Consider the following 12956-nt stretch of genomic DNA (forward strand, 5'->3'; position numbering starts at 1 on the left):
CATCCAAATATTCGTTCAAAAACCTTTAAACTTTCTTAATATCTTTACCAACTCTTATAATATATCATTTTTTGATTGAAAACAAAAAAAGAAACTACAATCCAAAAATAGTTTCTTGAACAATCAGGTATTTCAATATAAAAGGAGATAAGCATTTCTGCTTATCTCCTTAAAGATTCAATTTCAATTAGTTTTGAACATTATTCAACAGTGACACTCTTTGCCAAGTTTCGAGGGCGATCAACATCAAGGCCCTTGTTCAAGCTGGTAAAGTAAGCAATCAACTGAGCTGGAACAACACTTAATAATGGTGTGATCAGTTCGTTAACATCTGGAATGACCAAGGTATCATCCTTTTCAGCCAAGCCCTTACGAACAATCGTGAAGGTCGCCGCACCACGAGATTCGGTTTCCTGAAGGTTGCTTCGGGTCAAGTTGGCAGTCCGCTTTTGCGTGATAATGCCAATCACCGGAGTTCCCTCTTCGATCAAAGCAATGGTTCCGTGCTTCAATTCTCCTGATGCAAATCCTTCTGCTTGAACATAAGAAATCTCTTTAAGCTTCAAGGCAGATTCCAGTGAGACAGTTTGATCAATGCCACGGCCAATATAAAATGCCCGGTTAGCTGGAACGAAGTACTTCTTGGCCAAATCATCAATCGTATCTTTTTCATCAATGATGGCTTGCATACCGGTTGCAACCAATCCCAATTGTTGACGAATATCAAATTCTTCGGCAATGGTTTGTTCCTTGGCTTCACCCAAAGCCTTGGCTAAAATGGCTTCGACACCAATTTGGGCAGTGTAGGCTTTTGTAGAAGCAACGGAAATTTCAGGACCCGCATGAAGGAGCATCGTGTAGGTTGCTTCACGGAACAATGTTGAATTCTCAACGTTTGTAATCGTTAAGCTTTCGTAATTATGAGCATTCACGTTAACCAAAACCTCACGGCTGTCTGCAGTCTCACCACTCTGTGATAAGAAAATAAAGAATGGCTTCTTGGACAGCAATGGATTTTCATAAGCAAATTCAGAAGCAATGTGAACTTCGGTTGGGACATGAGCCAACTTTTCAAACAACTTCTTCCCAACCAAGCCGGCATGGTAGCTGGTTCCGGCACCAACAATGTACAAACGGTCAGCCTGCTTCATTGCGTTGATTAATTCAGCATCAACATTTGGCTTGCCTGATTCTTCAGTGTAAAGTGAAGCCAACTTGCGCATAACATTAGGCTGCTCGTCAATTTCTTTGAGCATGTAGTAAGGATAAGGGCCCTTGTCAGTTTCTTGAGCATCCATGTCAACGTGGAAAGTATCACGTTCAACTTTGTTGCCGTCACGATCCTGGATATTAACAGAATCTGGCTTGATAGTCACAACTTCCCCATCGTGCAATTCAAGAAAATCATGGGTAACGTTCAACATTGCCAAAGCATCTGAGCAGACAACGTTGCAGCCGTCACCGACACCGATTAATAATGGGCTCTTGTTTTTGGCAACGTACAAAGTTTCAGGGTCCGTACTGTCAATTAACAGGAAGGCGTAAGATGATCCTTCAAGCAAACTCAAAGTCTTCAAGAAGGCTTCCTTGGTTGTTAATCCTTCAGTCTGAACAAACCGGTCAACCAATTGAACGACGACTTCAGTATCGGTTTGGCTGGTGAAAGTTGTGTTGCTTAAATATTTAGCTTTTAATTCTTTATAGTTTTCAATCACACCGTTATGAACAAGATAGAAACGGTGATCCTCTGAATATTGAGGATGGGCATTGTCAACACTGACAACACCGTGGGTTGCCCAGCGGGTGTGACCAATTCCGACAGAACCGTGAACTTCTGGACCAACGGCAGCTTCAAGTTCAGAAATGCGGCCCTTGCGTTTAACCAAATAATCAATGCCATTTAAATCGTTAACATAAATACCAGCTGAATCGTAGCCACGGTATTCAAGTTTTTCAAGCCCTTCCAATAGAATTGAAACAGCATTATCGTTTCCAGTCACTCCAACTATTCCACACATTTTAGTATTCTCCTCAAGTTTTTAAAATTGGTATATACAAAAAATCAACTTTATATAACACGTATAATCTACCTAACTTCGGCATAAATGTCAACAAAAGATATTAAATGGTATAGCAAACTTTAAAAATTAATATATTAAATTATTTACCGCCATTTGTGGTAAATAAAAAAAGTTGCCGTAAAACTTTCGTTTTGCTTACAACTCTTTTAAAAAACAATCTTCTATTTTAATCCGTCATTCAATCAAAGTTTAGTCAATCCCAAGCTGCTCTTGAACCACGTCGGCAATCCGTTTAGTGTATTCGTCGACCAAATCTTGAGTTGGTGCTTCAGTCATAACCCGCAGTAAAGGTTCAGTTCCACTAGGGCGAACCAATACTCGACCATCACCGTGCATTTCTTCTTCAACCTGGTGAATGGCGTCTTGAACTTTGTCATTTTCCAAAGCGTGCTTTTTATCGGCAACTTTGACGTTGATAAGCCGTTGTGGGTACTTGGTAATTTCGCCAGCCAATTCAGACAGCTTCTTACCAGTGGATTTCATAACTGATAACAGCTGCAAACTCGTCAGCATCCCATCACCGGTAGTATTGAAATCAAGGAAAATAATGTGACCGGACTGCTCACCACCAAGGTTGTAACCATCCTGGTTCATCTTTTCAACAACGTAACGATCACCAACCTGGGTTTTAACACTGGTCATACCGGCACTTTCCATGGCTTTGTACATCCCCATGTTACTCATAACAGTCGTCACAATGGTGTTTTTCTTTAAACGGCCACGTTCAGCCATGTATTTCCCACAGATGTACATGATGGCATCACCATCAACTAATTTACCGTTTTCGTCAACTGCGATACAACGGTCACCATCACCATCAAACGCAATTCCGGCCTGAACGCCCTTATCCAACACAAATTTTTGAAGTTGTTCAGGATGGGTTGATCCAACATGGTCGTTGATATTAAGGCCATCCGGATTGGTTGCCAAGGTTTCAAATTCAATTCCCAAATCAGCGTACAAACTTGTGACTAATTTGCTGGTTGAGCCATTAGCGGCATCAACGCAAACCTTCATTCCGGAAAGATCTTCGGAAATGGTTTGTTCAAGGAAGTGAATGTACTTTTGGCTACCTTCAAGATAGTCGCCGGCAACACCCAATCCTTCAGCTGCAGGACGAGGAAGAATATCTTCGGATCTTTCAAGAATTCCTTCAATTTCTTCTTCCAACTCGTCGGATAATTTATAACCGTCAGCACCAAAGAATTTGATACCATTATATTCAACTGGGTTGTGAGAAGCAGTAATCATAACTCCGGCGTCGGCATCCTGGTTTCGGACCAAGTAGGCAACTCCTGGAGTCGTCACAACACCCAAGTTCAAAACTTCAATTCCAACTGACAATAATCCGGCGATCAAAGCTTCTTCAAGCATTTGACCAGAAATTCGGGTATCTCGAGCAACTAAGACCTGCGGCTGCTTTCTCTCAGAGTGATGAGTCAGAACGTATCCGCCTGCTCGACCACACTTAAATGCTAATTCAGGGGTAAGCTCCTTATTCGCAATTCCACGGACGCCATCAGTACCAAAATACTTCATTTTAAAAATTCCTCATTTCAGTTTCCATATTATTTTTTACTAGCCATTTACTAATTATTTCTGGTGATTTTAACCACAATTTTTTCTGGATCAAAACCTTTAACACTATTCAACTTGGAATCGAGCATGACGCTCTTAGTCTTGGTTTTAGTGACATCACTGGTGTCAACTTCAACCTTAACCGAACTCAGCTTATCCAATTCCGATTTGGTTCCAAATACTCTAACCCGCTTGGTATCCGATGTTAAAGTGAAGCTTTCGTTATCATCGGTAATTCCCTTAGGTTCCAGCTTAATAGGCAACTCTTTGCTGTTTCCCGGCGTGATTGGGAGCGTCACATCAGCGGTGGCTGGTGTGATTACAACATTAACCGTATTCTGCTTGGCATCAAGAGCCTCAATGATTGCCTGACTTGAAATTGACGATTTGGCATTTTGAGGAACATTTAACTGGGCAACGACAGACTTAATTCGATTAATCTGATCCGAAGCACCGGTAATCTTGACGTTCTTCACGTCCGCATTCGCATCGCCTGCCTGGTATCCCGAGGCAATGTTTCTTTGTGAGTATTTGACTTTCAATGGATAGGTCACGGTTTCTCGTGGCTGAATATCAACTTTTATTGTAGCCGGTTCGAAGCGATATCTCAAATCATTATTTAACCCTTCTTGTTGAATCCGAACGGTATGCCGTCCGACTCCCAACTTGGAAAGGTCCGCATAAGCTTTAAAATTCTGGGTATTGGCAGTCGTGGTAACCAAAGCTGACGGGCCAGCCAAATGAACTTTGACTTTTTGCGGGTACCCGGTAACAAAGTATTTATTGCTGTTGACCGTTAAGGAAAGCGGAACAGAAAATGTTTGCGAGCGATTGGATGTTAATGAAGTCGAATTATTGCTTCCGGACTGACTGTTAGTAGTGCTGGTTCGCGTACTGCCGACATACATAAACAGTAAAATAGCGAAGAATAATGACAGCAGCCGGTACGCCCAATTTTTAAAGAGCCATTGTTTCATAATTACCGGCCTCCTTTAAAATGCTTGTCAATAAAGCTGGAGACTGTATTAAGAAGCGTTTTGTGAGTTTGTTCATCCTCAGGCGTAATCAACTGATTCTTGAAATACTTCAAGTAGTCATCACGGGTCATCCCACGGAGCAACTCATTATTTTGAGTAATTGAAACTTCCCCGGTTTCTTCTGAAATGACAACGGTCATGGCATCGGTCAATTCGGAAATTCCGACGGCGGCCCGGTGTCGGGTCCCAAGTTCCTTTGGAATCAGGTTACTCTGTGACAGCGGTAAATAGGCAGCCGCTGCGGCGATCCGATTATTTTTAATAATGACGGCACCATCATGCAGTGGTGTGTTTGGAATAAAAATGTTGATGAGCAGTTCCCCACTGACATCAGCGTCCAAATCAATACCGGTTTCAATATATTCTTCCAAACCGGTATTCATCTGCATGGTAATCAACGCCCCAATTCGCCGCTTGGACATGTACTGAATGGCTCTGTCCAACGCGGTAATCATTTTTTGGGCGTTTTCGTTTTCCTTTCGGCCCTTCACAAAAAGGGATCCGCGGCCAAGGTGTTCCAAGCCTCGACGAATTTCAGGCTGAAAAATAACAATCAGACCGATAACTCCCCAATTGATCACCTGGTCCATTATCCACGACAAGGTCGAGAGCCCAGTGTATGCACTGATAATTTTAACAATTAAAATCAGAACAATTCCGCGCAAAAGCTGGACGGCTTTGGTATCACGAACAATTAAAAGCAAATTATATATTAGGAACCAGACTGCAAAAATATCAATCAGGCTCGTAAAATTATGTAACGTAAAAATATTAGACCAATTCATTGCGCTCTCCCTTAATTAGTTTTCAAAAATATTATATCATTCTACCGTATGAAACTGATAATCGATTGAAAATTCCGGTGATGTTTAAATAAATCATTAAAAATGTCTTGAACTCTAAATTATTAATGGTATTTACCGTCAAAAAATAGTTTAATTAAAGTGTGAGGGGGGTTTGAGGTGAATACGAAAAATAAATGGCTTGTCCGGGGATTATTTCTTATCTGGATGGCAGGATTGTATTTATATTTAAAAACGCCCCCGTTTAACTTTTTAGTGCTCAATACATTTTTGGCGTATATCCCAATTGAGCTCAGCTTCCACATTGATGTGGGCAAGCCGAAAAACGGCCTGCTTTTCTGGGTGATAATCATCATCTGGCTGTTGTTTTATCCAAACACACCCTATTTGTTAACGGATTTGTTCCACTTATCGTTGTTAAATCCTTATGGCATCAATGGATTGCTTAGATTAGATGATGTCATGTGGTTCAAATTCGCGTTACTGTTAATTTCAACACTGTTTTCGACGCTACTGGGATTATGGGGATTGGATACAGTTGCCAACGCAATCACCGCGAGAATTCATGCCAAACACATTTTGATCAAGCACACCGTCGTCGTTGGCCTGACAATCTTGACGTCAATTGGAATCTTTATTGGCCGCTTTTTACGAATTCACACCGTTTACCTATTCCTAACGCCGGAGTTGTTTATTCGGCCGTTAATGAATATGTGGAGTCGTCCGGCAGTTGTGTTCATTGTGCTGTTAACAATCGTCCAGTTAGTATTTTACTACACACTTAAATTAATTCAGAATCCAAGAAAGTAATAAAAGGGATGTGAACCGTCACTACTGACAGGTTGCATCCCTTTTCGTTTGCCAAATTTATGATTTGACCACAAATTTATTTCTAAATTGCGCAATATAGTCGCTTGGCAGATCCAGGCCATTCTGCAGATAATGATCAAACGTCCCAAAGTGATCCAGTAAAACATCTTGAGCGTGCTTCAAATAATCGCTATCCACCATTAAAGCAGTGTGCAGATTATCAAGCTGTTGCTGATTCATTTCACTCTTGAATCGATTCAGGATGTCCTTATTGGCCTGAACACGCAGCTTATTAGTGAGCATATAATCATCCATAATTTGCTGATCATCGGCACCGGCACCTCTGAGAATGACCGCAGCCGCAAACCCGGTGCGATCTTTACCCGCAAAACAATGAAATAAAATTGGGGCATTATCACTTAGTAACCCCATCATAAAGTCATGGTAACCTTTTCGGGCAGATTCACTCAAAACAATCGATTCATAGGTTTTAAGCATATTCTGGCGAACCTGACTGCCATCGGTGATCATTGCGCCCAAACTGGCACCATTGGATGTTTTATCAGACAAGATATCGATATGATAATATTTGGCATGTACAAGATCAGTATCCGGCGCCTGTTCGACTTCGTCGGTACTTCGAAAGTCGTAAACGTCCCTTATCCGACAGTCATTTTGCAAAAATTCCGATTGCTCTGGCGTAATGCCGGAAATCTGGCCGCTTCGATAAAAGTAGTCCGGACGCAACACCCCGGTTGGAACCTTCAGTCCACCAATATCTCTAAAATTGATAAGTCCTTTGTCATTCATCAATATTCCCCCTACTGGTTTTGGTAATCCATAATCAAAACTGTTTCAGAATAGTTAATATATTGTCGGAGATGGGCTGCCATTGACCAATCAATGTTACCCTGCTCCAGTAAAACCTGCACGCCTTCACGTTCAGCCGCCAAAGCTTTGATTCTCAAGCTTTGATAGTTCATCGCCTGATTTTTAGTTTGCTTTTTGGAATGAACCTTAGCTAACTCGATCTGGTTACGGTAATGGACAATCAAATGGTAGACAGACTGGCTGTCAAATCGCTGATTGTCAATATCATCCCGGGCAAAGTAATCCGACAACGCTGAGATTGCAGCTTTGGCCTGCTCACGTTGAATCAACGCCAGTTCATCCGATATATCTTCATCAGTGTTATGACGAATGAGCCACAATGAAATTCGATTTCGCAGCTTTACAAAATTGCGGGCAGTCCCATGGCCAAGCTTAATTTTATGACCGATTGAATGAATCATCCGATTCTCCAAACGCTGCAGCTTGGCTGTGGCAATCAAATATGCCTGTTTGGAAATCTTCTGATCGTCGTATAATTTTTGAACGGCAGCCCGTTCACCACGTAAAGCCACTCTTCGAAGCGCCAGCTCATCAGAGATAATTGAATCCATTTCTTTTTTGTCCTGAAGCTTAAGTTCAAGCCGACGGATTAAAAATTGATAATCCAAAATCAGATCAAAAGCTTCTTTTTGATTATTTGGCCGACGTTCCTCTTCAATTCGCTGAACGGCCAGCTTCATAATGTACACTCGGGCTTCATCCTCTGAAATATATTTTGTCTCTTCATCGTCTTCTTCATCCTCATCGTCAAGGCCGTCGGCATCCAGTTCATCAGGTCCATCCGTCGAATTGGCACGGGTTAACAAAGGTGCTTTATCTTCAGAAATCAACGGCAGCATCACCGTGGCAACCACCAGGGAAATAATGATAACCCCCGCGGCCACGAACAATGCCAGTGATCTGGACGGAAATGGCAGACCATTTTCAACGGCCATTGGAATTGAAAGCACTCCGGCCATGGTTACCGCCCCTCGAACACCAGAGAGACCAGCGAGAAGTGCCGCCTTAAAGGTCGGCATTTCTTTGGTTTTGAGTGACTCGATTTTCTGGGACCGAATACTCGTAAAAGCTTGGTACCCATAAATCCAAATGACACGGATCGCCAGCAGAATAAACCAGGCCACAAATGAAATCCCAAGGGCACTGAAAGTATTAATCCGGTTATTTTGAATGACATTGGTGGTGGCCAACGGAAGTTCGATTCCAAGAATCAGAAACACAATTCCGTTAAGGGTATAAATAATGATATCCCAAGTTTTCTCACTGACCAGTTTTAACTCGGGTTGACTGCGATCTGGCGCAGTTCCGTAAAAGTGAAAAATAATTCCGGCTGTCACAACGGCAATAACGCCGGAAGCATGTAGAAATTCCTCGGTCACAAGGTAAACAACAAATGGGGTTGTCACCTGCAATACCGTACTAAAGATCACATCGTTAATCCCCTGACGGTACAGCCAATTTTCCATCAGTAAAATGAGCCCCATGACAATTAAACCGGAAATGAATCCCATAATACTGATATAAACGAAATCAATTGCCGCCGTCTTGATTGAAAAAACACCGGTGACAGTAGCCGCAATTGCATATTTAAAGGCAATCAGGCCACTGGCATCGTTAATTAAGCTTTCACCACTGACAATGTGCAAAATTCCTTCGGGAAGCTTGGCTCTTTTAGAAATTGATTGAACGGCAACCGGATCGGTTGGCGACAGGATGGCTGCCAACGCAAAGCTGACAGAAAACGGCATTGTTGGAATCAATAAGTGAAAAAGCAGTCCACCAAGGATCGTCGTCAAAAAGACCAATACAATTGCATTGGCCAAAATGGGACCCCGAAGCTTCCAAAGCTCCTTTTTCGGGAACCTGCGCCCATCGTTAAAAAGCAATGGCGCGATAAATAACAGTAAGAACCAGTCGGTTTCCAAGGGGATGGTAACGTTCATAATCAAAGCAGCTCCAAGCCCCAAGACGACTTGAATCAAACTGACTGGAACAGATGGAACAAAGTGATCGACAACATTGGAAAAAACAACCAATGTCATCAGTAAAATGACAGCTTCAAGGATGTGCACGCATTACCAACTCCTAATTTGATTTGGGGTCTTCACCAATGATTCTGACTTCGGTCTCCAAATGAACGCCAAATTTATTGAAAACAGTCTGTTGGACGTGAGCAATGACTTTTAAATAATCAGTTGCCGTTGCACCATCAACATTGACGATAAACCCGGCATGTTTTAACGATACTTGAGCACCGCCAATCTGAAATCCCTGTAATCCGGAATCATGAATCAACTTTCCGGCAAAATAGCCTTTTGGACGCTTAAAGACGCTTCCGCAAGATGGCAGATCAAGTGGCTGTTTCGATGCCCGTAACGCATTTAAATGATCCATTTGTTTTTGAATTTTTTCAGCAATTCCGGTTTCCAGTGAAAAAGTAGCCGAAATCACAATTTGATGATTTTCCTGAACACTGCAGTGACGATAGCCAAAGTCCAACTGCTCATGATCCAAATGAATAATGTGATTGTCCGGTGTTAAAACTTCGGCGCCGACAACAACATTTTCAATTTCACCACCATAAGCACCGGCGTTCATATAAACGGCTCCCCCAACACTTCCAGGAATTCCGGCAGCAAATTCGACTCCGGTCAGTGAATTTGCCTGGGCAGCTTTGGTGACATCAATCAAAGCGGCACCGGCATCGGCAACGACCAGGTTCTCATGGGACGTAATCTTGTTCATCTTGGTTAAGATCATGGTTAAGCCGCGAATACCGCCATCTTTGACGATTAAATTACTGGCGTTCCCAACAACCGTGACAGGTAATGAATGGTCGTTTGCGTAATCCAACAAGTCCTGACATTCTTTAATTGACTTGGGAAACGCCAATATGTCGGCTGGTCCGCCAGTTAAAGTATGGGTGTATTTGGACAATGGTTCATCCAATAAAATATCGATTTCAGGGTACAAATTTACAATGGTTTTTGATTGCATCATTTTCAATTCCTCTATTTCAAAACATATATTATAAGTTTAACACGAAAATCCCCATGAATGTATGATGAGAACCGAATGCAGTCTGGTTGCGTTTTTTGAAGGTTCTTTGTACAATGTGATTAACTTGAGGTGAAAATTATGAATTTTGTTGCGATGGATTTTGAAACCGCAAATGCAAAGAGAGCCAGTGCCTGTTCAATTGCGTTGGCCATTGTTCGAGATAATCAAATTACACATGAATTTTATTCATTAATCAATCCGGAAATGCCGTTCAGCTGGCGAAATATCAACGTCCATGGGATACATGAACGTGACGTCGCAGATTCCCCAACATTTCCAGAGGTTTGGCAGCATATTGCCCCTCTTTTTACTGCCAATAAACTGGTGATTGCCCACAATGCTTCTTTTGATAACAGTGTTTTAAAACGCACTTTGGAACGTTATCAAGTCACGCCACCACATTATTTAACGTTGGATACATTAAGAACTTCGAAGCAATTTTATCCCAATTTGGAAAATCATAAATTGAATACCCTTTGTGATAAATTAAATATTGTTTTGGAACATCACCATAACGCATTAGATGATAGTGTTGCCTGTGCCAATATATTATTAACCGAACAACAACAGTTTGGCAGTGACATGCTGACAAGTTTTGTAAAAGCCATTTAAAAAAGATTGAAAACTGGGAATTCCCCAATTTTCAATCTTTTTTCGATTTATTTGAGATTAACTTTTCCATCGTGATCACTTCACGGCCATCCTGCAGCAATTTACCCGTATCATGAAAACCCACTTTGTGATAGATATGAATTGCCGGCTTGTTTTCGGTAAAAACGGTCAATACCAGCTTATCCAAGGAACTAAAATCGGTTCCCCAATCAATTGCCAGTTCCATCAAGGTGGTTCCAATTGAATAACCTTGATAGCCGGCAAGAACGGCGACCCCAACTTCGCCAACGTCTGCCTTGAGATTGTCGACCGTCACAATGCCGATCAACTCTGTCTTATATTCCGCAACGGCGATTAAATTCGTCAGCGAGTGATTAATGAAATTAATTTGCTGGGCTTCGTCTTTTCCAGTGATCTCATCAAGATCAGAATCCACGAGGAATGTATCAGACTCGTTTTGCAGCACTTTAAGAAGGTCGAGAATTGCCTGGCCATCTTTGGGCTCAGCTAATCGAAAGTTGATTTCTTCTGCCAAATCGGGACTCGCTTCCTATCTTTATTTACCAAGAATGTCAGTGATCATTTTTTCGAATCGATCGCCCTTTGCTTCAAAGGTCAGGGTTCTGACGTTATCTCCCTGGGAATCGTCCCGTCGAAAAATGATTCTCAAATATTTATCGGGCAGCTCATCGGCGACAAACTTTGACCATTCAACGACATTGACGCCGTCACCATTGAAATATTCTTCAAGGCCCAAGTCATCTCCGCCGCCTTCTTCCAAACGGTAAACATCCATGTGATACAACGGGATTCGACCGTCTTGGTATTCACGAATAATTGTAAAGGTTGGGCTCTTGATAGGCTTGGTAATGCCCAATCCCTTTGCTAATCCTTTAGTAAACGTGGTTTTACCGGCACCCAGATCACCGTCGAGTAAGATCAAATCTTGTGGCTGTAAATATGGCGCCAACTTCTCACCGATTGCCATGGTTTGTTCTGCTGATTCAACCTTTATTGTATTTGACACGCTTAAATCACCTCATTCAAAAAGGAAGGATTGTGACCAGAAAGAGTCTCCGTCACAATCCTATCCTGTTTATTTATCACTATTATAATGCTTGAGCAGCTGTGATGATAGCCACTTTATAAACGTCTTCTTCGTTACTGCCTCGTGACAGATCTGAAACTGGTTTGTTTAACCCTTGTAAAATAGGTCCAATGGCTTCAAAGCCACCGAATCTTTGGGCAATCTTATAGCCAATGTTTCCTGATTGTAATTCTGGGAATACGAAGACAGTTGCTTTACCGGCAACTTTTGAACCTGGTGCCTTTTTCTCAGCAACGGTTGGCACAAAGGCTGCATCAAACTGCATCTCACCATCAATTGCCATGTCTGGGGCTTGTTCTTGAGCTAACTTGGTTGCTTCTTGAACTTTGGTGACCATGTCACCCTTTGCAGAGCCTTTGGTTGAGAAGCTTAGTAAAGCAACTTTAGGATCGATATCAAAGGTCTTGGCAACCTTACCACTTTCAACAGCAATTTCGGCAAGGGCATTTGCATCTGGGTCAAGGTTAATTGCACAGTCTGCAAATAAGTAACGCTCATCACCCTTTTGCATAATGAATGCACCACTGATTAATTTAACACCGGGCTTTGTTTTAATAATTTGTAAAGCAGGTCGAACCGTATCGCCGGTTGGATGATTGGCTCCGGAAACCATTCCGTTGATTTTATTCATGTATACCAGCGTGGTTCCAAAGTAGTTAGGATCCTTTAACCACTGACGGGCCTTGGCTTCGTCGGTTTTACCCTTACGGCGTTCAACAATTGCAGACACCATTTCATCAATTTGATCGGCTGGTTGGTTGAGATAATCAATAATTTCAAGATTACTCAAATCAATGTCAGCATCTTTAGCAACTTTTTCAACAGTTTCCTTGGCACCCAAAATAATTGGGTTAACCAGGCCATCCTTGGCCAAACGACTTGCTGCGCCAAGGATTCGGACGTCATCACCTTCTGGGAAAACGATACTGATATTCTTACCCTTGATCTTTTGCTTCAGACTTTCAAATAATTCCAT

Annotated in this window: 12 protein-coding genes; 2 read left to right on the top strand and 10 right to left on the bottom strand. The window is 42.1% G+C overall.

The features are described from left to right. Positions 1-200: 200 nt before the first annotated feature. From glmS to cdaA, 4 genes are all read right to left on the bottom strand, one after another. The gene (glmS, locus tag DNL43_RS10860; protein ID WP_054769525.1) at positions 201-2018 is read right to left on the bottom strand and encodes a glutamine--fructose-6-phosphate transaminase (isomerizing); all 1818 of its coding nucleotides are present in this window, start codon (positions 2016-2018) and stop codon (positions 201-203) included. A gap of 252 nt (positions 2019-2270) precedes the next feature. After that, positions 2271-3620, bottom strand: coding sequence for a phosphoglucosamine mutase (gene glmM / locus DNL43_RS10865; protein ID WP_054769526.1), 1350 nt, complete (start codon positions 3618-3620; stop codon positions 2271-2273). Positions 3621-3670: 50 nt separating this feature from the next. Continuing rightward, positions 3671-4636: a CdaR family protein gene (locus DNL43_RS10870; RefSeq protein WP_056981753.1), complete on the bottom strand. Its 966-nt coding sequence runs from the start codon at positions 4634-4636 to the stop codon at positions 3671-3673. A 2-nt stretch (positions 4637-4638) separates the two neighbouring features. Further along, positions 4639-5481: a diadenylate cyclase CdaA gene (cdaA, locus tag DNL43_RS10875; protein WP_056981750.1), complete on the bottom strand. Its 843-nt coding sequence runs from the start codon at positions 5479-5481 to the stop codon at positions 4639-4641. 177 nt (positions 5482-5658) lie between these two features. On the opposite strand from cdaA, the gene DNL43_RS10880 reads away from it, so the two are divergent. Beyond that, positions 5659-6309, top strand: coding sequence for a DUF1361 domain-containing protein (locus DNL43_RS10880; RefSeq protein ID WP_179286802.1), 651 nt, complete (start codon positions 5659-5661; stop codon positions 6307-6309). 57 nt (positions 6310-6366) lie between these two features. Here DNL43_RS10880 and DNL43_RS10885 read toward each other — a convergent pair whose 3' ends face one another. From DNL43_RS10885 to murB, 3 genes are read right to left on the bottom strand one after another with little or no spacing between them, the layout of a single operon-like run. Then, positions 6367-7119 carry a tyrosine-protein phosphatase gene (locus tag DNL43_RS10885; RefSeq protein WP_056981748.1) on the bottom strand — a complete coding sequence of 251 codons (753 nt, stop codon included), beginning with the start codon at positions 7117-7119 and terminating at the stop codon, positions 6367-6369. Between the two features lie 11 nt (positions 7120-7130). Further along, positions 7131-9272 carry a cation:proton antiporter gene (locus DNL43_RS10890; protein ID WP_056981746.1) on the bottom strand — a complete coding sequence of 714 codons (2142 nt, stop codon included), beginning with the start codon at positions 9270-9272 and terminating at the stop codon, positions 7131-7133. A 13-nt stretch (positions 9273-9285) separates the two neighbouring features. Beyond that, entirely contained in the window at positions 9286-10197 is a 912-nt protein-coding gene (murB, locus tag DNL43_RS10895) for a UDP-N-acetylmuramate dehydrogenase (protein WP_280542790.1), read from the bottom strand. Positions 10198-10338: 141 nt separating this feature from the next. Between murB and DNL43_RS10900 the strand changes: the two genes are divergently transcribed. Next, positions 10339-10872: a 3'-5' exonuclease gene (locus DNL43_RS10900; protein ID WP_056981742.1), complete on the top strand. Its 534-nt coding sequence runs from the start codon at positions 10339-10341 to the stop codon at positions 10870-10872. A gap of 31 nt (positions 10873-10903) precedes the next feature. On the opposite strand, the gene DNL43_RS10905 is transcribed toward DNL43_RS10900, so the two are convergent. From DNL43_RS10905 to pta, 3 genes are all read right to left on the bottom strand, one after another. After that, positions 10904-11407, bottom strand: a complete 504-nt coding sequence (locus DNL43_RS10905; RefSeq protein ID WP_056981740.1) for a GNAT family N-acetyltransferase — start codon at positions 11405-11407, stop codon at positions 10904-10906. A gap of 21 nt (positions 11408-11428) precedes the next feature. Beyond that, positions 11429-11860 (bottom strand): tRNA (adenosine(37)-N6)-threonylcarbamoyltransferase complex ATPase subunit type 1 TsaE, encoded by a 432-nt coding sequence (tsaE, locus tag DNL43_RS10910; protein WP_054769531.1) that lies wholly within the window; start codon positions 11858-11860, stop codon positions 11429-11431. A 121-nt stretch (positions 11861-11981) separates the two neighbouring features. After that, complete coding sequence (pta, locus tag DNL43_RS10915) at positions 11982-12956, bottom strand: phosphate acetyltransferase (protein WP_095344865.1); 975 nt, start codon at positions 12954-12956, stop codon at positions 11982-11984.

It is taken from the genome of Lentilactobacillus kefiri, from assembly GCF_009739535.1.
Taxonomy (GTDB): Bacteria; Bacillota; Bacilli; order Lactobacillales; family Lactobacillaceae; genus Lentilactobacillus; species Lentilactobacillus kefiri.